Origin of the sequence: Rhizobium phaseoli (assembly GCF_001664385.1) — a bacterium.
GTDB lineage: Bacteria > Pseudomonadota > Alphaproteobacteria > Rhizobiales > Rhizobiaceae > Rhizobium > Rhizobium phaseoli.
This window is the reverse complement of record NZ_CP013532.1, coordinates 3442256-3468646: the sequence shown is the minus strand read 5'-3', so window position 1 is coordinate 3468646 and position 26391 is coordinate 3442256. Positions and strand designations below refer to the sequence as shown.

23 protein-coding genes are annotated in these 26391 nt (G+C 57.2%); 7 read left to right on the top strand and 16 right to left on the bottom strand.

Annotated features, from left to right (window positions below; genetic code table 11):
* The first annotated feature begins 21 nt into the window (after positions 1-21).
* Both AMC88_RS16730 and AMC88_RS16725 read left to right on the top strand, forming a co-directional pair.
* Positions 22-2295, top strand: a complete 2274-nt coding sequence (locus AMC88_RS16730) for a polysaccharide biosynthesis tyrosine autokinase (RefSeq protein WP_064825541.1) — start codon at positions 22-24, stop codon at positions 2293-2295.
* Positions 2295-2999, top strand: coding sequence for a hypothetical protein (locus AMC88_RS16725; protein ID WP_012484906.1), 705 nt, complete (start codon positions 2295-2297; stop codon positions 2997-2999). The genes AMC88_RS16730 and AMC88_RS16725 overlap by 1 nt, the downstream gene beginning before the upstream one ends.
* A gap of 188 nt (positions 3000-3187) precedes the next feature.
* On the opposite strand, the gene rapA2 is transcribed toward AMC88_RS16725, so the two are convergent.
* Positions 3188-3892, bottom strand: coding sequence for a calcium-binding lectin RapA2 (rapA2, locus tag AMC88_RS16720; protein ID WP_012484905.1), 705 nt, complete (start codon positions 3890-3892; stop codon positions 3188-3190).
* Positions 3893-4566: 674 nt separating this feature from the next.
* On the opposite strand from rapA2, the gene AMC88_RS16715 reads away from it, so the two are divergent.
* The 4 genes from AMC88_RS16715 to AMC88_RS16700 all read left to right on the top strand — a co-directional run bounded on the left by AMC88_RS16715 (position 4567) and on the right by AMC88_RS16700 (position 10549).
* A complete protein-coding gene (locus AMC88_RS16715; RefSeq protein WP_012484904.1) occupies positions 4567-6123 on the top strand; it encodes a right-handed parallel beta-helix repeat-containing protein in 1557 nt (518 codons plus the stop codon).
* A gap of 478 nt (positions 6124-6601) precedes the next feature.
* Positions 6602-8365: a type I secretion system permease/ATPase gene (locus AMC88_RS16710; protein WP_012484903.1), complete on the top strand. Its 1764-nt coding sequence runs from the start codon at positions 6602-6604 to the stop codon at positions 8363-8365.
* Between the two features lie 14 nt (positions 8366-8379).
* On the top strand, positions 8380-9720 hold the full coding sequence (locus tag AMC88_RS16705) for an HlyD family type I secretion periplasmic adaptor subunit (RefSeq protein WP_016733854.1): 1341 nt from the start codon (positions 8380-8382) through the stop codon (positions 9718-9720).
* Between the two features lie 133 nt (positions 9721-9853).
* Entirely contained in the window at positions 9854-10549 is a 696-nt protein-coding gene (locus AMC88_RS16700; RefSeq protein WP_064825540.1) for an SGNH/GDSL hydrolase family protein, read from the top strand.
* Between the two features lie 19 nt (positions 10550-10568).
* Here AMC88_RS16700 and AMC88_RS16695 read toward each other — a convergent pair whose 3' ends face one another.
* From AMC88_RS16695 to AMC88_RS16625, 15 genes are all read right to left on the bottom strand, one after another.
* Positions 10569-11045 carry a glycosyltransferase gene (locus AMC88_RS16695; protein ID WP_064825539.1) on the bottom strand — a complete coding sequence of 159 codons (477 nt, stop codon included), beginning with the start codon at positions 11043-11045 and terminating at the stop codon, positions 10569-10571.
* Positions 11042-11500: a glycosyltransferase family protein gene (locus AMC88_RS16690; RefSeq protein WP_016733851.1), complete on the bottom strand. Its 459-nt coding sequence runs from the start codon at positions 11498-11500 to the stop codon at positions 11042-11044. Before AMC88_RS16690 ends, AMC88_RS16695 begins: the two co-directional genes overlap by 4 nt.
* Before the next feature lie 109 nt (positions 11501-11609).
* Positions 11610-12989 (bottom strand): O-antigen ligase family protein, encoded by a 1380-nt coding sequence (locus AMC88_RS16685; protein WP_064825538.1) that lies wholly within the window; start codon positions 12987-12989, stop codon positions 11610-11612.
* A 24-nt stretch (positions 12990-13013) separates the two neighbouring features.
* On the bottom strand, positions 13014-13997 hold the full coding sequence (locus AMC88_RS16680) for a glycosyltransferase family A protein (RefSeq protein ID WP_012484897.1): 984 nt from the start codon (positions 13995-13997) through the stop codon (positions 13014-13016).
* Positions 13994-14878: a glycosyltransferase family 2 protein gene (locus AMC88_RS16675; protein WP_064825537.1), complete on the bottom strand. Its 885-nt coding sequence runs from the start codon at positions 14876-14878 to the stop codon at positions 13994-13996. Before AMC88_RS16675 ends, AMC88_RS16680 begins: the two co-directional genes overlap by 4 nt.
* Positions 14879-15003: 125 nt before the next feature.
* On the bottom strand, positions 15004-15948 hold the full coding sequence (locus AMC88_RS16670; protein ID WP_064825536.1) for a glycosyltransferase family 2 protein: 945 nt from the start codon (positions 15946-15948) through the stop codon (positions 15004-15006).
* 38 nt (positions 15949-15986) lie between these two features.
* The gene (locus AMC88_RS16665; RefSeq protein WP_016733848.1) at positions 15987-17507 is read right to left on the bottom strand and encodes a lipopolysaccharide biosynthesis protein; all 1521 of its coding nucleotides are present in this window, start codon (positions 17505-17507) and stop codon (positions 15987-15989) included.
* The gene (locus tag AMC88_RS16660) at positions 17504-18850 is read right to left on the bottom strand and encodes a polysaccharide pyruvyl transferase family protein (protein ID WP_064825535.1); all 1347 of its coding nucleotides are present in this window, start codon (positions 18848-18850) and stop codon (positions 17504-17506) included. Before AMC88_RS16660 ends, AMC88_RS16665 begins: the two co-directional genes overlap by 4 nt.
* Positions 18851-18859: 9 nt before the next feature.
* The gene (locus AMC88_RS16655) at positions 18860-20101 is read right to left on the bottom strand and encodes a glycosyltransferase (protein WP_081277751.1); all 1242 of its coding nucleotides are present in this window, start codon (positions 20099-20101) and stop codon (positions 18860-18862) included.
* A 99-nt stretch (positions 20102-20200) separates the two neighbouring features.
* Complete coding sequence (locus AMC88_RS16650; RefSeq protein WP_225880683.1) at positions 20201-21154, bottom strand: glycosyltransferase family 2 protein; 954 nt, start codon at positions 21152-21154, stop codon at positions 20201-20203.
* Complete coding sequence (locus AMC88_RS16645; protein WP_010033693.1) at positions 21154-21666, bottom strand: acyltransferase; 513 nt, start codon at positions 21664-21666, stop codon at positions 21154-21156. Before AMC88_RS16645 ends, AMC88_RS16650 begins: the two co-directional genes overlap by 1 nt.
* Positions 21666-22817 carry a glycosyltransferase gene (locus tag AMC88_RS16640; RefSeq protein WP_004676330.1) on the bottom strand — a complete coding sequence of 384 codons (1152 nt, stop codon included), beginning with the start codon at positions 22815-22817 and terminating at the stop codon, positions 21666-21668. Before AMC88_RS16640 ends, AMC88_RS16645 begins: the two co-directional genes overlap by 1 nt.
* Positions 22818-22848: 31 nt before the next feature.
* Entirely contained in the window at positions 22849-23922 is a 1074-nt protein-coding gene (locus AMC88_RS16635) for an endo-1,4-beta-xylanase (protein WP_064825532.1), read from the bottom strand.
* A gap of 267 nt (positions 23923-24189) precedes the next feature.
* A complete protein-coding gene (locus AMC88_RS33680) occupies positions 24190-24372 on the bottom strand; it encodes a hypothetical protein (RefSeq protein WP_064825531.1) in 183 nt (60 codons plus the stop codon).
* Between the two features lie 44 nt (positions 24373-24416).
* Positions 24417-25265, bottom strand: a complete 849-nt coding sequence (locus tag AMC88_RS16625) for a DUF6030 family protein (protein ID WP_064825530.1) — start codon at positions 25263-25265, stop codon at positions 24417-24419.
* 416 nt (positions 25266-25681) lie between these two features.
* Between AMC88_RS16625 and AMC88_RS16620 the strand changes: the two genes are divergently transcribed.
* Complete coding sequence (locus tag AMC88_RS16620) at positions 25682-26314, top strand: class I SAM-dependent methyltransferase (protein ID WP_012484885.1); 633 nt, start codon at positions 25682-25684, stop codon at positions 26312-26314.
* Positions 26315-26391: the final 77 nt, after the last annotated feature.

The window sequence follows — 26391 nt, the reverse complement described above, 5'->3', positions numbered from 1 at the left end:
CGCCTTTGTTGGAGATCGAAATTGCTGTCGCCAGATAAACTTACGCCGCGTATCGACCCCTCCCGCGATACGGGAAACGAAGCTGATTTCATCGATTTCGACAAGCTGATTGCCATTGCTCGCCGGCAATGGCGGATCGTTGCGGCTTGTGCTTTCGCCTTTGCCATTCTCGGCGTCGTCTATGTCCTGACAGCTGTGCCGGTTTATACTGCCGACACGAGCGTGTTGATCGACCGCAGCGACAATCAGGTCATCAATCAGCTCGCCGCTTTCGGCCAACTGGACGATGACGAAGGCACGGTTCTCAGCCAGGTCGAGCTGTTGAAGTCCGATACGATCGCCTATGCGGTTGTCGACAAGCTGAAACTGGTCGACAACCCGGTATTCAACGCACCGAAAAACTCGCTCTTTTCTGTCGCGACGCTGAAGTCTCTGGTGAACTTTCGTTCCTGGTTTGCCGATGATGCGGCTGTCGCACCGGATCCGCAAGCGAAACGGAGAGCGGCCGCAGAAACGGTCGCGGGCAATATCGACGTCGAACGCGTGGGCAAATCCTACGTTCTCGATGTCAGCTACACCTCGCAGTCGCCGGACCTGGCGCGAGACATCGCCGCCGCCATTGCCGACGTTTACATGGTCGACAAGCTCAATTCCAAATATGAGGCGACACGCCGGGCCGGCGAGTGGCTGCAGGAGCGCATAGAAGAGCTGCGGCAACAGGCACTGGACACCGACCTCGCGGTGCAGAAATTCCGCAGCGAGCATGGGCTTGTCGAGTCAGGATCCGGCACGCTGCTCAGCGAACAGCAGCTCTCCGAGCTCAACAGTCAGTTGATCACTGCCCAGGCCGCGACGGCGCAGGCCGAGGCGAAATATGCCCGCATCAAGTCGATCATCCAGGCCAAGCAGACCGATGCGATCGTGACCGACGTGCTCGACAGCTCGATTTCGAACGATCTTCGCAAGAAATATCTGGAAGCGTCGAAGCTCGAGGCCGAAATCGAGGCACGGCTTGGACCGGACCACGTCCAGGCGGTGCGGCTGCGTGCCGAAATGGCCGAATATGAACGGCTGATGTTCGACGAACTCAATCGTATCGCCGAAAGCTATCAGAGCGAGCTGCAGGTTGCGCAATCCCGCGAGAAATCGCTGCGCGACAGCGTTGACCAGGCAACGGGCGTAGCCGCAACGGCAGGCGAGACCCAGGTTCAGCTTCGTGAGCTTGAGCGGACCCGCGATACCTACAAGAATCTCTATCAGAACTTCCTGACGCGTTATCAGGAGGCGATCCAGCAGCAGAGCTTCCCGATCACCGCCGCGCGTATCATCACGATCGCGGAGACGCCGACGAAGCCGAGCGCGCCGAAGAGAAGCCTCGTTGTTGCTTTTGCCATGTTCCTGGGATGTGCATTCGGCAGCGGCATCGGCGCTTTCCGCGAATTCCGCGATCGCTTCTTCCGCACCGGTGACGATGTCAAGGATATGCTCGACGTCGAGTCTCTCGGTGTCATGCCGCTGATTGAGAACAACGTCGAGGATCCGACCCTTGTCGATCCGGGCAATCCACGCAGCATCGCCAGGGGCGGCAAGACGACGACCTATGTCGAGGAGCATCCGCTATCGGCATTCGCCGAGACGCTTCGAAGCGCGAAGATCGCCATCGATATCAGCGCGGCGGATCAGCGGTGCAGGGTCATCGGCGTCGTGTCGAGCCTGCCGGGCGAGGGCAAGTCGACGACAGCCATCAACTTTGCCAAGCTTTTGGCAATGCAGGGCGCACGTTGCCTGCTGATCGACGGCGATATGCGAAACCCCGGAGCGACCCGGGCGATCGGCCGCCATGCCGAAGCCGGCTTGCTTGAAGCAATCGTCGATAACCGCCCGCTCAAGGATCTCATCCTGCTCGATCCCAAAACGAAGCTTGCATTCCTGCCGACGGTGGCGCGATACCGCGTTCCGCACTCTTCGGAGCTGCTGGCTTCGCGCGGCATGGATCAGCTTCTTGAAATGGCGCGCCAGAGCTTCGATTACATTATCGTCGACTTGCCGCCGCTCGCCCCTGTGGTCGACGCCCGCGCCATTAACCCGAAGCTCGATGCCGTCGTATTCGTGATCGAGTGGGGCAAGACCTCGCGCAAGGTGGTTCAGTCGACCCTGTTGTCCGAGCCGGACCTCTACACCAAATGCGTCGGCGCGATATTGACCAAGGTCGATCCGTCGCAGATGAAGCTCTACCGGACATTCGGTTCCAGCGAATACTACTATAAGCGCTATTCGCGATACTACACCGAGTGATGCGCGGCGGTCGGCTGGTTTCGCCTGCAAGGGTCGTTTTCCTTATCGTCACCGCGGTCTTCGCGGTGCTGGCCAGCCGAGATCTCTATGCGTCGATAAGAACGGCCAGCATCTCGATCGTTGCAGAAAGGATCGAGCGCGGCGACACTGTCACGAATGACATCGCGGCTAGATATGCGGCGCGCGCCATCGACGTGGTTGACGGACATTATTGCCGATCGGACATTGTCGCTGCCGGCGTCACGCTGGTTCTGGCGCAGCTCGATCGGCAGAACGTCAATATCAACTACGACGCCTGGGTCGTTGCGGCCTCGAATGCCCGCCGCTATCTCCAATATGCGCTCTCCTGCATGCCGACCAACAGCAATTTCTGGCTTCGTCTCGCCGCTGTTCAGTCGACAATTGCCGAAGAGCCGCTTGCGATTGCAGAAATGATGAAACGTTCGGTCGTCCTCGCGCCCTATGACGAGTCCATTGTGTTGACCCGGTTTTATTTCTGGAACGATTTCACCGGTGCAACACTTTCGGCGGCCAGCAGCGCCGTTGACGGCGATCTGACAACGATGTTGAAACTCGGCGACCGCTGCAGGGTCAATGCCACCATGAAAGCCATCAGCCCGCAGCTCCGTTCGGCCTTCGATCGGATCTGGGCAAGTGTCGGGGAAGGGGCAACGGCACGGTTTCGACAGCGCTGCAGCCGGTGATTACGGTTGCAAAGCTTCGACGATGGAAGCTGGCGCCCTGAATCGGTTGTGCCTATGACCGAAGGAGCTGGGTGACGCAGCTTCGGTCGCCATCGAAGCGGCGAATGGTTCGGAACATTTTCGCCTTCATACGACGACAACGCCCGCTGCTTGTGCGGCGGGCGTTGTTTCTTGATGGTTGTCGATGATCAGACGCTCGCGCCGGAAACGACGTCGGTGCCGGTGATGTTGAGCGTCAGCACGCCGACGTCCGTGTGGCCTTGGCCATCAGAGATCTTGTAGTACTGGACGGTTTCGGTGACGTGATCGCCGGGCGCAATATCCTGCGTCAGCTCATAGGTGAAGTCGCCATTCGCCTTGACGTGGAACGTGCCATAGGTACCGGCAATATCGGTGATAGCGCCGCTATTGCCGTTGACACTCGTGCCGTCGAACTGGCGGAGGAAGAGGTGACCATTGTCGCCCGGAATGTCGTTGGCCAGCGCGTTGCCGCTGATCAGATCGCCTTCGTTGAAGCTGTAATGGTCGTCGACCGCGACCGGCTTGACCTGGGTTACGCCCTGAATGTTGAGGGTGAACATGCCCATATCGGTGTGGCCGGCGCCGTCGGAGATCTTGTAGGAAACCTTCTCCTGAATCAGTTCGCCGTTGGTGAAGCCGATCTTGGCGGCATCGCTCAGTACATAGGTGTAGCTGCCGTCGGCCTTGACGTAGAAGGTGCCGTAATCGCCCTGGATCGTGGTGACTTGGCCGGGTTGTTTGGCGCCGACGCTCTGCTGGTCGAAGGCGCGCAGGAAAAGGTTGCCGCTGGATGTATCGTTGCTGAGCAGGTTTCCGGAAATAATGTCGGTTTCCAGAAAAGTTGCAGTATCGTCGGTTGCGTGAATAGCCATATGCCTCTCTCCTTGAAATTGATCTTCGCCGGTCATTTTTGACTTCAGCGAGCCGGCCGATTAGTGATGTCTTAATAATGGGAGTCAAGCGGATGGTTAACGACGGCTTGGTATCTGAGAGTGTATTTTATTAATAATGACGCGCGTACAATCTGCATAAGGCGATGAAAGGCATGAATAATATTGCTTTAATAATAAGTGATTGTCTCATGTTGTCATATTGTCGCGGATCTTTCTTCTCGCTGAATGAATCTTTATTCATAGGCAAATTTAATGAGTTTGGATAATCCTGTATTGGCTTGCTAAGCGCTGTTTAATCACTTTGGATTTAGGGCTGTTTCTGCAAGTCCTGGCGGAGAATTGGGGAGAGCAGTGCCAGTTGTATTACTATCAGATGGGGTTTGTTTTCAGTCAGCGATGCCCTAATGCGGCGATGGGCAGCCCAAATCCTGCTCGCTCGGGGTCGGAGCTTGGTAACTGCGTCCGGCCGAGTAAACCGGCATGCAGTCGCGGCGTTGCAACCTTGTCGCGACGAAGTATACTGAGTACACCAAGATATTTATATTGAGGACGCAAGAATTATTGCGAGATATCACGCATTTTAGTGTTTCATTTTAGCAGCCGGAGAGAGGTCGGCGGTTAGAAGGTTTTCCATTACCTTGGGAGACCGCAGCATGACCGTCTATTACGTGAATTCAGTGACAGGGTCCGACAATAACAAGGGAACCAGTGAGAGTTCAGCCTTCGCGACATTGTCTGCTGTTGAAGCCTTGAAGCTTAATCCGGGCGATAGCGTGCTGCTTGCCGCCGGAAGCGTGTTTAACGAACAGTTCGACCTGAAATATTCCGGCAGCGTCAGCGCTCCGATCACCATCGGCAGCTATGGCATTGGTGACGTGCCGGTCATTCACAGCAGCAATGACGGGATCCACGGTTCCAAGGCGTCGAATATCGTCATCGAGAACATCAAGATCGCCGATACAGGCGCCAACGCGATTTATGCGGGCAGTGTCTCGAACTGGACTGTGCGCAATGTCGAAGTGTCGAATACCGGCCTCTCGGGAAAGCCGGGATCGGTCAGCTTCCAGAGCAGCCAGAACATCACGATCGAGAACAGCACATTGACCGGCGTGCATTCCGACGGCATCTGGATGGACAAGGTCAAGGGCATCACTCTCGTCAACAATACGGTCACCAACAGCCAGGGCAGTGCTGCCGACGCCATCCAGCTCAACGACAGCAGCAATATCCTCGTCAAGGACAATCATCTGGAGCAGACCGAAACCAACAGCGCCAAGGGTGTGCTGGTGCTGATCCGGGCGCAGGACGCCGTGGTCGAGGGCAATACGCTGGTGGGCGGCGGCTTTGGGCTGAGCGCGCAGGCGGGCACGAATATCGCCATCCATGACAACGACATCTCGGGATATGGCGGCTACAGCTGGTCCTACGGCATCGGCCTCGGCGATCAGGGCAACGCGACAAACTACGATATCAGCGGCAATTATCTGCACGGGGGCGTATACGGCGTGCTGATCAGTGCCATCGGCAACCCCGCCTATGTCCGCGAGAATATCATTATTCATGACAATGTTTTCGACGATCTGTCGTCGTCGGCGCTGAAGGTCGACAAGCCCGCCTCGGGCTCCTTCTATGACAATATCGTCGACAGTGCGGTGTCGACGCTGACGATGCCCGCCACAATCGCTGCCCTGAACACGTTCTCCATCGGCGAAAGTAAGACGCTCGAGCAAGCGCAGGCCGAAATCGACAGCGCCGCCAGCAGCAGCACGACCGGCGATACGCAGGTCAGCTCTCCTGCGCCTGTCGCGGAACCGCTGATCGCCCCCGCGCCTGCCGCCACCGCAAAGATTGTCGCCGTGCATGACAGCCTGAAGATTGCGGAAGATACCGGCGGCGCCTATCACGGCAACCTGCTTGAGAACGACAATGCGAGCAACGGCACCATCCTCCTTCGCAGGTTCGGCGACAGCGCGGTCGACAAGCACGGCCTGACGCTGACCGGGAAATACGGCGTCATTCACGTGGAAAGCGATGGCGACTACAGTTACACGGTCGATGCCGCCAAACTCGCCGGCCTGAGCGGCAAGGTCAGCGAATCCTTCCAATACAAGATCTCCGATGGCGCCTCCCATATCGACGCCGACAGCTTGACCGTCTCCATCAATGTCGACACATTCCACAGCAGCCACGTCTCACACTTGCTTTCCTGACGATGACGCGGCTCCGGCATGTTCGCCGCCGGAAGCGCTCGATTCCGTTCCTTGCCCGGCGAGTCCGGTGTGACGGACCGAGATGCGCCGGACGAACGGCGGCAAATGTTTCGCCATCACCAGATAAATCGAACTATAGATTGCATTTATAGTTAATGCGCCAGTAGATAACGAAAGCTGAACCTGCCACGCTTTCGCCGCTTTGGACCATTATTGGGCGACTTACGCTTTTCACTTGCTTGCGTCGGTATGATTATCGTACCGTTAAGTTAGAACCTCTGAAATTGTTCGTGATAAATTTGTATTTTTGGTCACGTTTCGGTGGGATTCATGTAATAGTGTAGGAGCGTGCCAACGGAGTCGGCGAGGGTGCCGGGTCCGAGGGTAGCCATGTTAATGATCGGGCCTGAGGGGCCTGCAACTGCAGTGCGGACCGGCGTATTCGCTGCGTCTGCGTGCGGCAGGAGAGGATTGCTTCGTGTTTCAGAGTTCAACAGCTGACGTCAATGAACCGTCTAAGGCCTTGCGGAAATGCAAAAGCGGATTGATCTTCATTGGCATAGCCAGCGCGCTTATCAATATCCTCTATCTCACAAGTTCATTCTTTATGCTTGAGGTGTATGACAGGGTTATTCCCAGCAAAAGCATACCGACGCTGGCCGCTCTGGCAATTCTTGCGCTAACTCTTTACGCCTTCCAGGGAGCCTTCGAAGTTCTCAGGAGCAGAATGCTCGTTCGCGTCGCCGGCGCGCTCGACGAGATGATGAACGGGCGGGTGTTTCGGGCGCTCATCAGGGCGCCGCTGAAGGTCAAGATCGGCGGCGACGGGCTGCAGCCCTTGCGGGATTTCGATCAGATCAGAACCTTTCTATCCGGCATGGGGCCGACGGCGATGTTCGATCTGCCGTGGCTTCCCTTCTATATCGTCATCTGTTTCCTGTTTCATCCGGCGATCGGATATATCGCTATCGGTGGGTCGCTGGTCCTCGCCATCCTGACGTTCCTGACCAACCAAGGCACGCGTACGCTCTCCAAACGGCAGTCGGAGGCCGGCAATATGCGCAACGCTTTTGCGCAGAGCTCGATCCGTAACTCCGAGGTCATTCACGCCATGGGCATGGCGGGCACCATGAGCGAGATCTGGGATCGCAAGAACGGCGAATACCGGCAAATCACCCGGCAGGCATCGGATGTCGGCAACGGATATGCGACGCTTTCGAAGATTTTCCGTATCGCTCTGCAATCGGGAACGCTGGCGACGGGCGCCATCCTCGTCATTCAGGGACAGGCCTCTTCGGGCATCATCATCGCCGGCTCCATCCTGACATCGCGCGCTCTGGCGCCGGTGGAAGCGGCAATCGGAAATTGGCGCGGTTTCGTGTCCGCCCAGCAGAGCTGGGGTCGGCTGTCGAACCTGCTGAAGACAATTCCGGAGATCCCGGCTCCGCTAACGCTTGCGGCGCCCAGCAAGCAGGTGACGGTCGAGGGTGTGGCCAGCGGACCGCCGGCCGGCCAGCGGCTGGTCATTTCCGATGTGAGCTTCGGTCTGCGCGCAGGCAGCGCGCTCGGCGTTATCGGCTACAGCGCCTCGGGAAAGTCGTCGCTGGCGCGAGCAATGATGGGTATCTGGCCGACGGCCAGGGGATCCATTCGCCTGGACGGCGCGGCACTCGATCAGTGGGACGGCGACGCGCTTGGCCGCCATATCGGTTACCTCCCGCAGGACGTAGAGCTTTTCTCGGGCACCGTCGCGCAGAATATCTGCCGCTTCGCCAAGGACATGTCGCCGGAGGCCGTGGTTGCGGCAGCGCGCGCGGCCCGCGTTCACGATCTCATTCTGCGCCTGCCGAACGGTTACGAGACCGAAATCGGCGAGGGTGGTGCGTCGCTTTCGGCCGGTCAGAGACAGCGTATCGCCCTTGCGAGAGCGCTTTACGGTGAACCGTTCCTGGTCGTGCTCGACGAGCCGAATTCCAACCTCGATGAGGAAGGCGAGCGGGCGCTGAGCGCTGCGATCATGAGCGTGCGGGCACGCGGCGGCATTGTCGTCGTCATCGCGCATCGCTCCGGCGTTCTGGCCGTGTGCGACTTCGTGCTGATGATGCAGGAGGGCAGAATGATCGCATTCGGCCCTAAGGAAGAAGTTCTGGCGCGGGTCAGCCGGCCGGAAGCGGCGCGCACTTCGATTGCCGAGCGCGTCGCTCAGCTCAAAGTCGTGGTCGATGGAAATGCGGCCGAATAGGCCGGAAGGACGACATGAACAAAATTACCAATGAATCGAAACGGTCCCTCAACCGTCACGTCGCCGTAGTCGGCGCACTGTCCATCGCGCTGGTGTGCGGCATCGGCGGTTGGGCGGCGACGACCGAGCTTTCCAGTGCCGTCATCGGCGAAGGCGTGGTCGTCGTCGACGGCGACGTCAAGAAGATCCAGCACCCGACCGGTGGCATCGTGTCGAAACTCCTGGTCGCCGAAAACGACCATGTGTCGGCTGGACAGGTGTTGATACGGCTCGATGGAACGTCGACGAGAGCGCAGCTCTCGATCGTCGAAAGCACGCTGGCGCAGCTTTATGCACGGCGTGCCCGTCTCAAGGCTGAACGGATCGGCGCCGACTCGTTCGAGGTCGAAGAAAACATCAGCGATTTGATGACATCCAGCGCTGCCGCATCCAACACGACGGCGTCCAGAAATGCCGCACAGGATCTTCTCGACGGCGAACAGAAATTGTTTGACAGCCGCAAGTCGGCGCTCGTCGGAATGAAGAGCCAGTTGGCGTCGCGCAAGGATCAGCTGGGCGAACAGATCAAGGGTCTGGTCGTTCAGATCAACGCCACCAATGATTCCCTCGGCCTGATCGAACAGGAACTGGAGGGCGTCGATGCGCTCTACAAGAAGGGACTGGTGACACTTCAGCGCTTGAACGCGCTCAAGCGTGCACGCGCCGAGCTTCAAGGCAATAGCGGCCAGGAAATCGCCGCAAAGGCGGAGGCCGAGGGCAAGGCGATCGAAATCGATCGCCAGTCGATCCAGCTGGACGAAGATCGTCGCTCGGAGATTGCGAAAGAACTGACCGATGTCGAGGCGAAGATAGCCGAAAATGAGGAGCGCCGTGAAACCGCGCTCGATCAGCTCCGCCGTCTCGATATCACCGCTCCGTTGAGCGGCAGGGTCCACGAACTTGCCGTTCATACGGTGAACGGCGTCATTGAGCCGGGCCAGACGCTGATGCTCGTCGTTCCCGAAAACGACGATCTGACCGTCCAGGCCAAGGTTTCCACCCGGGATATCGACCAGCTCCATGTCGGCCAATCCGTCGATGTGCGGTTCAGCGCCTTTGATCAGCGCACGACGCCCGACGTACGGGCTGAAATCACCTCGATTGCGCCTGATATCGTCAAGGATGAGCGAACCGGGATCAGCTACTATCCGCTGCGCGTCAAGCCGGAGTCCGAAAGCCTCGCGAAGCTGAAGTCGATCAAGCTCTATCCCGGTATGCCCGCCGAAGTCTTCATCAAGATTGGCGACCGGACCGTCATCTCCTATCTGACGAAACCGCTGACGGACCAGATGCAGCACGTCTTTCGTGAGGAGTGATCGGCGGCTTCGGCGCGCCGCTGCTGCATATTATCGCCACCTCAGGCAAGCTTTACCTTCTGGCTGAAGGCAAAGCTTGCCTTGCGCCATACTGGCGGGTGACGGACAGCTCCTGCCGCGATATGGTCTCTTCATGATATGTTTGCGGCTTTGGCGAGCGGTGCCGACGGAGAGGCGACCGGCATGGACGCTGGTTCTGTTTTTGGCCTGCCTCGTCGTGGTTTCAACGACGGGCAAGAGTGATGCCGAGAACCTTCCGCCAGTGAAAATAGTGGCTTTCGGAACATCGCTGACAGCGCGCGGGGGATGGCAGGCCGGACTTGAGGCAAAGCTTGCCGCCTGCCTGCAGAGACCCGTCAGGGTCGACAGCGTTGCAAAGAGCGGCGAGACCTCGGCCTGGGCTTTGACCCAGCTGGACCGCGTCGTTGCCGAAGATCCGGATATCATTCTGATCGAGCTCTACGCCAATGACGCAACCGTGCACCGGTTCGTGTCGCTGGCGCAAAGCCGAAGGAATATCGGCGAGATCCTCGATCAGTTGCATCGGCGCCTGCCGCGGGCTCGGATCATTCTCATGGCGATGAATCCGTTTTCGGGACTGCGGGGGCTGATCCGTCCCTTCGTCGGCAGTTATATCTCGGCTCATCAGGCGGAGGCACAGAAGCGCGGTCTGGAGTTCGTCGATCACCGGCCCGGCTGGGAGCGCCTGAACCCGGATGAACTGGCCGCCGCGATCCCCGACGGAGCGCATCCGCGGCCAGACGTTGCTGCCAGGATCATCGTGCCCGAACTTGTCGGACACATCGCCGGCCGCGACTGCGGAGAATAGTCTGCGGCCGGTCGCGGGCTCAGCCTGCCGCGAGATAACTCTTCAGATAGTTGACCAGCGATGTCCGGCCGACATCGGACGGATCTTCACGGGAGGGGCTGCTGAGGTCCTGAAGGAGATAGTCTTTGAGTTCGCTATCGTCATGCGCGACATAGATTCCCGGCCGGTCGATGAGCTGGCTGACGGTCGCAAGCTGATGATCGTTTCTGTGTTCGCCAAGGGCTGCCTTGCGGGGCACGAGAATGATCGGTTTGCCGAAACGTTTCGCCGTGAGGACGGTGCCGATGCCCGCGTGAGAGACGATCACGCTCGCTTCGCGAAAGATCCGGTCGAAGTCGGCAGGGTCGATATTCTTGATCCATTTCATATTCTCGGGCGTGTAGGTGCCCTTGCCGATCTGCGCGAGAACCGGCTTGGTCAATTCTTTGGCGAAGGCGTCGACAGCCTTGACGAGGCGATCGAACGGCAGCTGCGTTCCGACGGTGACCAGGATCAAAGGACGGCTCCTGCGTAATGCGGGCCGTCCGGCCGCGACAGATGTTGCCATTGCGTGAGCCAGAGCGTCGCAATGTGGCCGGCCAATTTTCCCGACAGAGACAGCTTTTCGACATTGGCGACGCTATCGATCCAGATCGTGCGTTTGCCCGTCAATTTGCCGGCGAGCAGGCAAAAAAGCCCGGGCGCGGCACCGGTGGAGATGATGACGTCGGGCCTGTGCTTGATGACGATGGCGAAAGCGCTGAAAAAACACCGGATCGACATGGTGATCGAGTCGCGGCTGCAATCGGGAAGAACCAGTCCGTCCCGAATGTCGTATTTGGAAAGCAGCCCCGGGATGGTGGTCGCAAAGATGATGTCGCAGCCCTCGAAGGCGCTGCGCATGGTCATCAGCTGTTCCCAATGGCCGCCCCCTGACGACGCAGCGAGAACCTTCAATTTTTTCTCAGCCATAGACAGGACCTCATATTCTGAATTGCGTTAAATGTGATCCGGATTGAAACGGACGTCAATTTGCTGTTCGGATAGCGTACATATCTGGTCGCTTGCCAGGACGCGAATGTTAACTCTGTACCGCCGCTCTTCGACCAGAATTCGGCAAGACTGCTTTCCTTCGCCTCATTTTAAAGGAACTAGGCAAGGGATCTTTCGGCAGACACACCACCATCAGTGGCCAGAGCACGACGGGCGCCAACATCAGTCCAGCCTCCATCATAGCGCCGATCATGATCATCAAGATAATTGCGACTTCTTTGGCCTGAACTTCGTTCAAGGCGGCCCCTGCCGAGACCATGGTAATACGTTGACCGAGGCGTTTGAACAAGAACAAGACCCAAGCGATCGTTCCGGGCACTCCGATGTTGAGGGCAAGTTCCAGGTAGGTGTTGTGCGTCGATCTCGCGTCGAATGTTACCCGGACGAACTGTTCCATGATGTCGGGTTGTCGAAACAATGCGAAACCGTAGCCAAAAATCGGTTTGTCGTAGACAAGCGGTATCAACTGCTCCCAGATGTTCGTTCGTCCGGAGAACGTCAGGTCCTTGCCGAACGCATCTGCAATCATCTGCGCAGCGCCGAGATAGGCAGAGGCGCCGATGAAACCGAGGATAAGGCAGAGAAAAAACAGGAAGAAGGATCGTACGCCGGAATTGCCGATCTTGAACATCCCTTTCAGGCCGGCGAGCGTCGCGAGGCCCATGGCCAGCATGACGACGGCCGTCGACGAGCGCGAGACGGCAATCAACAACAGCATCAGCAACAATGCCGCCCAACGAAGCAGCATCCGATATCGAAGCCTGGAGGATGGCAGACCGATTGAAACCACCACAATGAACGCGACGGCAAAGAACTGGCCCATCGTATTCTTGTGGTAAAACAGTCCCTTGACCATGCCGGCATAGGAACCGCCCATGATGGCGAAGCGCGGAAAAGCGGCCAGATACAGCACGTTGGCAAAAGCTGCGAAGATGGCGAAGTTCTGAAGCAGCCTGAATGTTTCCACGTTGCCGTAGCGGCGCCTATAGAGCAGCGGAGCAATCGTCAAGGTGACGACGGCGGCGATGCCGCGCGCCGAGGCGCCAAAGCTGATCGATAAAACAAGGGAAGCAAGCGAGAAGGCGGCGACAACGATGACGAGGATCGGGATCCTGCGAAAATAGGAGAGAAAACGGTTCGGCTCCAAAACAAAATAGAGGCCGATCATGGGGATCAGGGAGTAGAGCATGAGCTTCTGCGGAAGCGGGTCCACAGATATCCCGTCGTCGAAATTTGAGGGATAGCCATACCACATCCCGGTTGCGCGCAGGAGTGAGAGATAAAGCATGACCGTGAGAAGCCCGCGGACCAGCGTCTCCTTCTTGATGCCGTGACGTGGCTGCGACCGCGAGGAGTGCCGCATCGGGCCGATCTCCTCGGCCGGAAGATAGGAAGGGCCGTAACTCATCCGAGCTCACTCCCGCAAACACGATCAATTGACGGCATTGGGTCTATATTCCTGGTATGCATGTCCGAGGATCCCATTGACCATGCCGGCGCCGCGCAGCACATGGGTGAGCGCCCGCATGCCCCAATAGGGTGAAATCACGATCGCCGGCAGCATGGCCAGCCCGAGTATCACTCTTGAGGCGCCATAAGTCGCCCGATAGAGCCTGCGCTTGAGATTGCCGTGCAGGACCTCGCTGACCGCGAAAGTGTTGCCGAGCCGGTATTGCCGCTGCAGTATCCACTTCCACGTCATGCGGCTGGCAGGAACGATATCATAGACGAGCGCCTTGTCAGCCCAGAAAATCTGCATGCCGCGGCGACTGGCCTGATTGAAGAAGAGATAATCGGTGCCCCCAGTGAAGCGCATCTTCTCTTCGAAGCGCAGATTCCATGAGCGGATCAGCGGATAATCGAACATGACATTGTTCGAGGCCGCATAAGAAATACGTTGACCGTCCTTGTTCTTCTTGCGCTCGAAAACCTTCGCTTTGATGAAATATTCCGGCGGGTTGTCGGGATAGACCGGCTGGACGGGACCGTAGACGCAATCGGCGCGGTTTTTCTCCCGGGTCTCCAGCATGGCATCAAGCCAGCCATCGACCGGCCATTCGTCATCGTCGAGAAAACAGAAGAGGTCGGTGCCGGCAGGGGCTGAATCCATGGCGCGGTTACGCGCAAAAGGTATGCCCTGGTTCGGCTCGACGACATAGATCAGATCATAGGCGCCGGTCTGGCCAAAGCCCTCGACGGTGGTTCTGGCGCTGCCGGCCGCATCATTGTCGACGATTACCATGGTCAGATGATAGGGGCGAGCCGGATGCCTGGTTTGGCGCGTCATCACGTCAAGCAGCTTGGCGATCCCGTCCAGCCGCCGATAGGTCAGCACACCGACGGCGATGTTCAACGGCGACAAGCCTGGCTGATCGGCTTTGGCCGACGAATGCGGGAAGGGGTCTTGCTGGTTCATGACTGTCCTCCGCGCAAGATATTTCCCAGACGCTTGCGCGCGGCCATCAAGGCCACTTCGATTGCGGCATCCTGGCCGAACGGACCGCCGGCGACGGTATTGCGGGCCTCGCTGCGAAGTTTGAGCAGCGATGTCGTTTGCGCGATACCACCGGCTACCAGGCTCTTGCCGAGTGCCTGCAGCCCATCATAGCGGCGCGCCAGTTCCAGCCCGGTGGCGATCATGATCCGCGGGCGAAGCGTCTTTGCGCGGCTCGTGCCGGTGTAGCGGTTCGACGCATGAATGCGTTGGAATGTCAGCGGCGTCTCGATGATGGCGCCGCGGCCGAGATAGGCCGCCGCGAACTTGATATAATTGTCGCTGAGAACGACATCCGTCGCCACGGACATCGGCAATATCTGGGACAGCAGGGCGCGGCGGAAACTCAAGCCGGATGTCGGCACCGGAAGCGAGGGGAAACCCCCTTTGCGCAACGTGTCCCGCTTGTCGAACAGCGTCACCTGCAACTCCCCGGGAGGCTGGTCGTCTTCTTTGGTCGTCACGCGGTCGAAGCACCAGTCGATCTCGTTGTGGTCATAGATTTCGGCGATCCGCGCCAGTTTACCGGGCAGGAACGCATCGTCGGCGTCGAGGAGAAAGAGGATATCCCCGCTCGCCGCGTCAAAACCGGCATTGAAGCTCGAGGCTTGGCCGCCGTTTTCCTTCAGCACGGACCGAATGCGGGTCCCGTACGAAGCGAGGATCTCCCTCGAATCATCCGTGGAGCCGTCGTCGACCACGACGACCTCGAAGTCCGGATAGTTCTGAGACAGAACGCTGTCGATGCATGGGCGCAGGAACTGCCCATAATTGAAATTGTTGATCAGCACCGAGAGTTTCAAATTACCGTCTCCTACAGCGCGGCGCGTCATTTCATATGCGCAAAGGACGCTGTATGTTCTGAGTTGCTGCATAATTTGCCCTTAAATTGCTTCCGATTTAAGGAATTAGGCAGCAGACCAATCGATTACCGCGCCAGGGTCCCCGGCGCGTATCGGCGAATTCCGGCGCGATAGCCGCGCATGTAGTAATATTTCCAGATCGCCCAGAAACGCGTCTTCGATTGCGGCAGGAGATAAAGCATCGCTGCCCGGAAAGCCCATTGCGCGCTCTCGATCCAGGTCGGAAGCGGAACTCCGCTTAATCTCACCCCTTCAGGCACCTCGTCCGGAAAGAGGGCCGGCATGCCGTAGCCAAGCCGCTCGCCCCTTTTCTGTACCCAGTCCTCCGTGACGCTGGATGCCGGTATCCAGTGATGAACCACGGCCTCGGCGCATCGATAGGATTTGACGCCATTTGCCGCGAGGCGAATGATGATTTCCGCATCCTCTCCCATGGCGAAAATCTTTCCCGGAAGAGGACCGATGTCTTCGCGATAACGTATGCTTGTTCCAAGCAGTTCTCGCCGGATGATGGTATTCGGACCCCAGACTTTTGTCGGGTCACATGGCCCGCTTTGCGTTTCATCGACGATCGCAAAGGTGGATCCCATCGGAATCCACTCGATGAAAGGGTCTCTTGGCTCTTTTTCCCAATCGGGGACGATTCTGCCGCCGAAGACGCCATAACCCGGATGGGCAACGGCGCAATCGACAATCGCCTGCAGCCAGTTGGGTTCGGCGCGAACATCGTCATCCGTAAAGACGATGAGATCACCCTTCACGCGATCCAGAGCCAGGTTCAGCGCCCCCGATTTACCCGGCGTGTGGTGCTGCAGGATGGTGATGGGCAGCTTGTCGCTATAGGATTTCAAAAGATCAAACGTGCCGTCATTGCTATTGTTGTCAACGGCAATCAATTCCCATTGATCATGAGAAAGCTCCTGGCACAACAAGGAATCCAAAGTGTGGCGCAGCCGGCGGCTGGCGCCATTATAGGATGAGAACACCACGCTCAGTTTGGGATTCGTCATGACTTCGGGCCTCGTTTTCGAATAATGTGGCGTGTGATTTATACGGATCTTTCATGTGGCTTTCTGAAGCGTCCGAAAATGGCGGAAATTACCTTCATCAGCTCAGCTTCGACGCCTACTTGAGATCGGCCGCTTGTTATCCACAGGACAGCATGGACAAAGCAATAAACGGCGCCGCCCAGCAGCACAGTCTCAACAAGCGCTTCACCGGCGGCGAAATTATTGGTGATCGGACCTGTAAGCTCGCGCAAGGCCAGCAATGCGAGGACCATCGCACCGCCGCTGACCCATGATCGCCACGTCACGAAAAGCTGCCGCCAAGGGCTGAGCCCGGTTAAGGATCTGACGATGTAGAAATTGACAACCGACACCACTATGCCACCGGATATCACTCTAGCAACGAGCAAGCCGATTAGCCCGAAAAAATAAAGGCCGGCGAGCACGATCGGAACTCTAAAAATGAGAAGCACGATACCCCGGGTAAACAGAGTTCGAGTGGCACCCAAAGCATAGGCAAGGGCGTTTGAGGGGCCAAAAACGATCTGCATCCCAAGCACCGGTGCGATGAATTGAATGACGGTGACGGCGATACCCCACTTCGGACCGAGTGTCAGGTAGACGAAAGGTTCGGCAACCATCGCAAGCCCGACACCCATTGGAAAACCGATCGCAAACAGGGAGGCCTGACTTTTCTGGAAGGCTTCATTTAACCTTGCCTTATCGCCAGTCAATTTCGCAAAACTGGGGAACAGGACCCGCTCCAGCGGCTGGAATGCAGACTGCGTGATCATCGCAGCGACGTTGTTGCCGACATTATATGCGCCAAAGCTGGCGATCCCGAGCAGGCCACCGGCAAGGAAATTATCGAAGCGATTTCCGATGATCGTGACGAATTGATTGAGGGTAAGCCACACCGAAAAATTCGTGAGCTTCCGCCATGAAGTCAATGTGAAGTGGGGAACATAGGGCGCTCTTATGTAGGTCGCGACGATCCCGGTGATGGACGCGGCCACCGCCCCCGCAACGATTGCCCAATAGCTCTTGGTGAGCCAAGCAACACCGACGGCGACCACCAGCTGCGCCGTATAATTCAACGCCTCGTTCTTTGCGACTGTACCGAAGTCGAGTTCCTTCGAGAACGTGACGTAGTAAGGACTTCCGAGCCCGCTTAAGAGGGGCCGCGACGCAAGTCCTGCACAAACACCGATAAGTCTCGGGTCGTTATAGAGGTGGGCCATGACAAACCCGCTGATCACCATGGCGATCGCCAGCAAAACGCCGCGAATTGCGCTGAGCGTAAACGCGGTATGGTAATCCGCGTCCTTCACGTCCTGATGATGAATGAGCGCATTTGCGAGCGACAAGTCGGTCACGGATGTCAGGATAATCAGCAATGTCGTACCCAATGCGACCAGACCAAAGTCTGCCGGTACGAGAATGCGTGCGAGAATGATCGTCATCGCGAGATTTGCGAGCCGACCGTAGAAGACGCCCGACATCAACCAAAAGGATGCCTGGAGTGTCTTTGCCCCTATTTGCTTGGGTGCAGTTGTCATCATGATGCCTGCTTTATTGGTTTCGCACCAACGGTGACGTGGGTTGGTTGCGATGATAAGGACGCCTGGATAAGGGGGCCTGCCGACCAAGCCGATGCAGATTGTTCGCGAATTCTCGGCGCGGCGGCTTGATAGAACTCGTCCAAATGTTCCGTGAAATCGAGAACACGTTGGGTGAAGCTTACCGGTTCAATATGCGATATGTCCGTTACCCATTGGCTCTGAGACAAGCCTTGATAAAGTTCCGTCGTCTTGAATTCGTAGGAAATCGGCAGCACGGGCACGCCGGCACACAATGATAAGATGGCCATGTGCATGCGTGTTGAGATGACGAAATCAAAATCAGTCACTTTCTTTAGCAGGGCATCGGGGCCATAAAATCCTGAATCGACAGAGACCGACTTTCGCGTTTCTGCATCCAATCCATCGGCGATCGCCTGGGCGACGATGGAGTCGTCATAGTGGTACTCAGGAATACCCTGACATGTCGACAGAAACGTGACTTCGGCATTCCTCGTCTTCACGAGCTCGGAGATCGCTTGAGAGACTGCACTCTTATATCGAGCCATGCCTTCCTGCGGCGAAAGCCCGTCAAAGTGCGCCCAATCACGGACGGAGACGGCGACCCTGAGTTTTTCCGATCGCTCCGATCGTTGCCGCTTGGACAGGCGTTCCATATCCGCAAATGCAAAAACGCTATCGGAAATCACCTTCAGGCGATCGTGCTCGACGCCGATAGCGCGCAGATTGTTCTCGGATTTTTCATCTCTCAGAAGCGCCACTCGAACCTGATCGACGATGGATTTAACTCTTCGTTGGTTTTCCGGTTTATTGAAGGGGCCGAGCGACTGTGTGAACAACACTAGCGGCTTGTCGAGCGTCAGATCCTTCTCAAATTCTTCAAACCGAGTTGAAAGGTCGTAGTGCTCAACCAGGTACGTCCCGCCTGTGGAGACAACCAGGTCCGCTTTGGCGTAAAGGGCAATATTTTCTCGCGTTTGCTTCGTTAAAAGCGGGCTCCAGCCGACGCTTCCATTGTTGTTTTTCGCGGAGGTCAGCAATCTCAGGAACTCTCGCTTTTTCAACCCGCCAATCTTTCGACGGATACGCCTCGCCATGCGCTTCCCGATCAGCGGAAGCGACATCGACGGTGCTGCCGTGAGCGGTGTGGTCAGCGGGCGGAACTTGATATCGGGGTAGTAACGCGCGGCGACTTCCGGATTGCTGTCAAAAACAACAAACTCACTCTGCTCGCCGAAAGTGCGACGCAAAATCCGGATTATCGCCAGCATGATGGCTGCATCACCCGCATTCAAACAGACAGTGTTCTCTATCAATATCAACATGGCGAGCTGTCAGATCCTTTTTGTTTGAAGCTGCTGGAGTGCTTGCTTCAGCGAACGAGCTTGGCTCTGTTCATTGTAGCCCTGTTCGATGATCATCCGTCCTTTCGATCCCATTGTGCCAACGAGGTCGGGGCTACTGGCCAATTCCTCCATCGCACTTGATAGAGCAGGAACATCTTTTTCTTCGACCAGACGCCCGGAGCTCCCATCGGCCACCAATTCGGGGATTCCGCTGTGACGTGTGCTGATGACCGGAAGTCCCATCGCCATGGCTTCCATGATCGAGACCGGGATGCCTTCCATGTCTCCGTCCGCGGCGGTTACGCTGGGGAGCACAAAGATATGTGCCTCGTCCAGCAGACGTTTGATCTCCTGATGCGGTAGGCCTCCGTGGAACCGGATTCTGTCCGAGTGCCCCGAAGCTTCTGCAAGGCTTCGCATATCGTCAAACAATGGCCCGTTGCCGACGATATCGAGGGAAAGATCGAGATCCGGGCGCCGGGAAACAAGCTGAGAAAACGCTTGAATGGTAAAGCGATGCCCCTTTTTCTCCGTCATTCGTCCGATCGTGATGAAGCGCGTGCGTTGACCGGCGGGAATGGTCCTCAGCTTATAATCGAAAGCGTTGCAATCGACCCCCAAGCGTATCGTCGTTATCTTCTCAGGGGGCGCACCCAGATCGATCAGACGCCGGCGCCAGAGGTCGCTGATGGGAAGAAGCAAATCCGCCTGCTCAAAGAGCTCGCGGTAAATTTCCGGACGGCCATCCGTATATTGGGTGATATCGTAGCCGTGGAAAACAGTCGTCATCGGAACTTTTATAAGTCCGAGTTTTTTCAAATGCGCGACAACGCGGCCAGCCGGACCGAAGTGACAATGAATGACATTCGCGGGAGAGCGGCCGGGCTGCAGACTGGCCGCCATGCGCAATTTCTGAGAGATCGGCAACCTTATCTCGCTGTCGCGCATGGTGGCGAGGCGCCAGAGGGTGCGGAAATCTGCGCGGGCGAGAAGCGCGATCCCTCCGCGAATTAACGCGGCGATACGGGAGAGGCGACGCTTATCGGCCTGCACATACTGGATACGATCGGAAAATCCGTACTGTTCCGGCAGGCTCGACACATTGCTGGCGGGCCGGCGTAACGCGACGACATCAACATCGACAGCGAGGTTTTTGAGACCCCGCATCTCGTTGTAAACGAACGTCTGCGTCAACTCGGGAAAGTTGAGAGAAAAATAGGTAACGTTCAACAGCAAGCCCTCGTCTGACGGCGAATGGTCTATTTGCGTTTCAGGTTGATATCTCGAGGCAAGTATCGCCGCGATCTGGCGATACCGCGTCAGCCTGGGTTATCCGAGATATTCGATGTCAAGCTCCTTGGGCAGGCCGGCGGTTTCGGCACTCGAAATGCCTGTTTTACGGCACCAGCGAATATAAAGACGCAAAGGTTCACGGAATAGATCGATGTTCGTGGCTTGCCCAGCCAGTCGTTTTGCAAGCGTAATGGGAAGGTGGAGAAACGCCCACGAAACGCCCTTGCGGATAAAATATTGCGTTCTCGGCTCCGGCTGGATTTCTGTTCCATACAGGCGGTTGAGGTAAACCGAGGACCGGCCGTAGCGGGAGAATTGTTCATTTAATCCGGCGAGCGTCGTGCGGTGTCGATGAAGGACCTTTGCTTCAGCGCAGTAGCGAAGCTCGAAGTCGGTGCTCTTCTGTACCCGCCAGCACATGTCCGCATCGCCGCCAGTCTTAAGACGCGAGCGAAACAGACCGGCTTTCTGAAACGCTTCACGACGATAGGCGACGTTTGCCGTTTGAAAAAATGGGAGATAGGGATTCTTGAGGCTATGTTCCTGGGACAGCACGTTGGCTTCGGAGCTGAATCTTTCGACCAGAGAATCGCCGTGACTTGCTTGAATCGCACCGCCAACGATGCCGATCTCCGGCCTATCGAAGGCGTCCAGCATCCGGGCAGCCCACTCAGGTTCGGGAACGCAATCCGAGTCAGTGAACAGGAGAATATTGCCTTTTGCCGCTCGAATTCCGGCGTTGCGGGCGGCGTAGGAACTCTGAATGTTGTTTTCGTCAACGCACCTTACGGTAATAGGCAGGTTCTTGGCGTATTCGTTGACGACACCTTTCGTGTTGTCTTTGCTGTTGTTGTTGACAATTATGTATTCAACTTGATCGGCATCAAGCGTCTGCTTCGAAAATGCGTCCAGGATGATCGATATATCGTTTTCGTTATTGTATGCTGGCACAATAACACTTAAAAGAATCATATCTATTTTCCCTGCCATCAGAATGGTTGCCTGGTTTCGGAAAACTCGGACGTCTGAACCGAACCATCGCGCTCGTCATTCGTCGCCATGCGGCCGTAACGCGAAATGATTTTGATGTCGCTGCGGATTATCTTTGCCGGGTTGCCGGCGACGAGCGAGCGCGGCGGCACGCTCTTGGTCACCACCGAGCCCGAACCGATGACGCATTCGTCGCCGATTTCGACGCCGGGCAGAATGATGCTGCGGGCGCCGATGAAGCAGCGCTTGCCGATCCTGGTGTGCAGATAGAGGCCGCGCGTCAGGTCGTGGGTCAGGATCGCGGCTTCGAAGGCGACATAGGTCTCCGCGCCGATATGCAATCCTTTCGGGTTGGTCTTATCGAACCGCACGCTCAACGAAAAGCTTGCCGTCGGATCGATGTCCATTCCCCAGAATTTCGTATAGTAGAGCCACTTGGCCCTTACGATTCCGTTCCGCAGCGGCCGAAATACGTTCAGTCCCCACTTCGGCTTCTTTCCTGTCTGCACCATCAAGTCCGACCCCGGCTGGAAAATTCGTCTAGCACGGAACTGTAATAGTCCTCGAGCATCCCCGTTTGGCGACGTATGTCGAAGCGCTCGGCCACCAGAAGCGGTGCCCGCGCGCTGAAGCTTGTCCACAGGGCCTGGTCGTTCAGCAGCCTTCCGACCGCTTCCGCCATTCCCGCGACGTCCCGCTCCTCCACGAGATAGCCAGTTTTCCCCTCCTCGATCGCTTCGCCTACGCCTCCCGAGCGAAATGCGACGACCGGAGTGCCGACGGCCTCGGCCTCGAGATTGGCGAGGCCGAACGCTTCTGCGTGACCATTGTCGAGGGTCACGCTGCCGTGGAGATAAAGCTCTGCACTGGCCAGCAGGTCCCTTATCTCAGTCTGCGACAGATTTTCATGGATCGTGACGCTTGGCAAGGAACGACGCGCCAGCGCCTCGATTTCCTCTTTCAGCGGTCCCTGACCCACCATGACGAATTCGACCGGCGTGCCGGTCGCCGCCACACGCGACAGCGCGTCGATCATGAAGCGGTGGCCCTTATAGTCGACGAAACGGGCGATGGAAACCACCAGTCCCTTTTTTCGGGGACGAGGCTCCATTTTGAAGAGATCGAGATCGATGCCGATGTGGTGGCGATAGACGCGGTCGGCACGGAAGCCGAGCGCCAGCAGCCGGTCGCGGATGAAGTCGGAAACGGCGATGTTCCAGCTGTTCCAGCCGGCCATCTCGCTCCGGCCCTTGGCGAAAAAGCGCACCTGATTGAAGCCGCCCGGCTTTTTCGGATCGCCGCGATAGGTGGCGTCGAAGCCGTGAAACGTCGTGACGAGCGGCTTGCCGGCGGCTCGCGCTAAGGGCCCGATGACGTAGCCGTTCTTGCCGAAATGTGCGTGAACGAGATCGGCTTGATCGATCGCGGGAAAGAGGAAAGGCAGGCCGATCTGTGGAATTTTCAACAGCAGCTCGCCGGCACGTGCGATTGGCGACCGGCGGATGTCGTGAACCGGAACGGTGGATTTTTTCGTGTGGGCCGATGAAATGCGCGTGCCGGCAAGAATTTCGGCCTCGAACGAACGAAACGCTACCGCTTGATTGAGAACAAATGCCTGGCTGGCAGGCAGAAATTTCTCCACATAAATAACTGCCTTTTTCATGAATCTGTCGACGTCTCCGTTGTGTTGCGCATCACATCGCCTCTATTGCCTGCCTGACGCCATCAGCTGAACTGCGCGGCGCGTTGTTGTCATCGTAGAGATTAATGCGCTTCGTGCAGGCTCCATCGGCATCGGTCTCCGTTTCATCGGGCTCGCCGTATTTCTCCGACATGCCCCATACGGTGACGCCTTTCAAGTCGCCGTGTTCGGCCGCCACGGTGATCACGTCGCGGAAAATATCGGCGTAGGCGGCCGGCGTGAAGCCTTGGTCATGCTTCAGGAAGTGGCAGGATGCATCGAGTTCGGTGATATAGACACCAATTCCCATGTCCTTCAGAGCCGCGCAGAATCGCCTCATTCCTTCCGGATCTATCCGGTCGAGACCCGGGCGGAAATGCGCCTGCAGCCCGACCGCGTTGATCGGGGTCTGCCTGGCGACGAGATCCTCGACGATCTTGAGAATGTGCCCGCGCTTTTGTTCGAAGGTGGCGGATTTTTTCTCAAGATGCGTTTCGTTGAGAACCAGCGTCGCAGCCGGATTGGTCTCGTGCGCCATATCGAAACTCATGCGAATATAATCGTCGCCAAGAAGGCGTCGGAAAACACAATTCCGCAGGTCGGGCGCATCATACTCCAACGGCTCGTTCACCACATCCCAGGCATCGATCGACCCCTTATAGCGAGCGACAACCTGTTTTATATGACGGTTCATGACCGTCCGAAGGGCTCGCGCGTCGGTGATCTCTGACACCCAATCCGGGACGCGATACCAGATCAGTGTATGCCCATAAACCCTCATGTTGTTTTTTCGCGCGAATGCAACCATCCTGTCGGCGCCCCCGAAGGAAAAAACGCCGGGACTCTTTTCCGTCGCTTTCCACTTCAATTCATTGCGCGGCGTTATCGAATTGACGTTGTCGACATAGAGCTCGCAGGCGGCCGGGTCGCTGATATTCTGCAGGTCGATTGCCGATCCGAACCGGAACGATTTGCTGTCGGCAAGGGCGCGCAGCCCTGGTTGCGCCGGAACCCTGGCCAGCACCGCGCCCGCGTGGAGACACGACAGCGCGAGCGGAACCGAAGCGAGGAAACGTCTTCTGTTCATTCTATCCCTCACCGCGGGCTTTTTTCATGTCCGCGATGGAACTTGCGGCAGCCGGGACGGTTGGCCGCGGTTCCGTCCTGATCCGCGTTTGCTTTGTCGGAGTAATGCAACCTCAAATATACTTTCCTAGGAACGAATACTGGCGGATCCGCTAGACTTTTCAGCCTGCGCCAAGATATAGATCTTCCCGGAGGACGCTCGTGATGGAAGACTGGTTCAGCTACGTGATGAGCTTTTTTCATATTGCATTGCAAAATGCCGCTTTTTTTATGGCGACCCTTCCAAACGCTCTCTCGTCTCGATGACCTGCAGTTCGCAGCCGTTGTTTTCAGCGACTTCGGCGGCGACGACGGCAGCGAACGACCAAGCGGCGACAGTTTGAAAGAGCTTTACAAAATTCTGGCCCGGCATCACGACGATGCAGTCGCATGGCCTGATAGACTGGTTCATGGCGTGCGGCCTCGGCCAGCGTCCGCCGCTTTTTATTTCCGATTTTATTGCGCTGATGGCGGCGCCGGTTGCGCGGGGTCGGTCTCGACCGTCGGCTCCGGCGATGGAAGCCAGGTTCTGTCGGAAAAATAATTTCTCGTTCTCGTTTGAGGTCCCGGGGCTGCATCCAGCGAGAGCGTGAAATTGTAGCGGTCCGGATTGAGCACCTCGCGGCTGAAGGTGATGCTGGCGCCGAAGCCGTCTTCCTTGATGTCCCTCAGATTCTTGATTGCGTTCAGCGCCTCATGAAAATCGAGCCATTGCGGTTGGTTCAGCATGATCTCGAAAATCCGCAGGATGTTGGGGTCGAGCTGGCCATTCTGGTCGGTCTGCGGATTGACGATTTTCACGCGCATATTGCTGATCGTGCCTGCGGCGTCGCCGCGAACGATGACGAAGATGGAACTGGGAAGCTGATCCTTTTCACGTTTGCCGCTGTGTTCGAAATAGCATTCGAAGGTATTGGCGTTGAAGCTCGCTGCCGCCCATTCGCTGGTCTGGATACCGGCGTCGCGCAGGGCCGCGCACATGGCCGCTCCTGATACGCGCCACGTCCGCAGAAAGGCCGATGCGGTCTGCGCCGTGGGCGGTTCGGTGGCATGCAAGGGAAGCCTGACGGAGGCCGAGGGCGTCGGGCGGGGAAGCGCCTTCGGTGGCGGCGGCTTGACCTCATAGGAAAAGAGACCGAAGCGGAAATAGCGATCGATCGTCCTCAGGTGCTTCATATCGTTGGAAAGAAGCACGGTTCCGATGACAAGCGAGACGGAAATCGTCAGCAGCAGCCAGAAGACCACGGGAATCCGCGGTTTTCCCACTGGCTGTTTCGCATATGCGGGCGACGAGTTCTCGGGCAAGCTTATCTTCTCCGGATATGCGAGAAGGTTTCGATCAGGTTGTCTCGATCCAGCAGTATACATCCATCCGTTAAATATCTTTGGCTTGCGGTTCGTCATTCTGCCGCGTCGGGATGGTCATCGGCAAGAAGCGGGTTTTTCATATTTGGCGGAGTGCCATGAGGTCCCCTCTCCAATGCACGACCCCTGTGGCACAGCGAAGATCGCGGACGATCCGCGGCCGTGACTTGCGGGCAGGTCACTGCAGTCATTTTGTCTATACTGCCGAATTTACCTTGTATTCGCGCAAAGGTTAAAATTTTTATTGCAAAACCACAGGTTATATTCTTAGCCGGCATTCGGTTTTGCCGGGTTTTACCCAATTTTCGACGCATTTTTCTATAGGGTCTGCCGTGCCATTGCAGAAGGGGACGGATATGTCCGTCGAGCTGGACGCGACCACCTATATCCATGCCAAACCGGCAACTGCGCATTCCTACATCCTGCCAGCTGTGCTTGGGGTGCTGGAGCGCCATTTCGCCGGCTCTGCGAAGGGCGCTGTCTTCGATCTCGGATGTGGCGCGGGCGGGGCGGCCGCAACGCTTGCGGAAAAGGGATATTGTGTCGTCGGCGTCGATCCCTCGAGCGATGGCATCGCCAAGGCCAATGTCAATTACCCCGGGCTGCGGCTGAATGTCGGTTCAGGCTATGATCAGCTTTCCGGAGAATACGGCACCTTCGATGCCGTGATCAGCCTGGAAGTGGTCGAGCATGTCTATGATCCCAAGGCCTTCACCTCGACAATGTATGATCTGGTCAAGCCTGGCGGCATCGCCGTGGTATCGACGCCCTATCACGGCTATCTGAAGAACCTCGCTTTGGCGGCGCTTGGGAAAATGGATGATCACTTCATGCCGCTGAAGGATCATGGACATATCAAGTTCTGGTCGAGAAACACCCTGGGCACGCTGCTGCGTGATGCCGGTTTCGGCAGTATTCGTTTTGAATATGTCGGAAGGATACCCGCTTTTGCCAAGTCGATGATCGCCGTGGCCGAAAAGCCTCTTTAGGGAGGCGGGGCTGCGGAGCCTGGTCTGGCTTGCTCGATTAGATAAACCTTATATTTAGGTCATGGCACGAGCCTGTG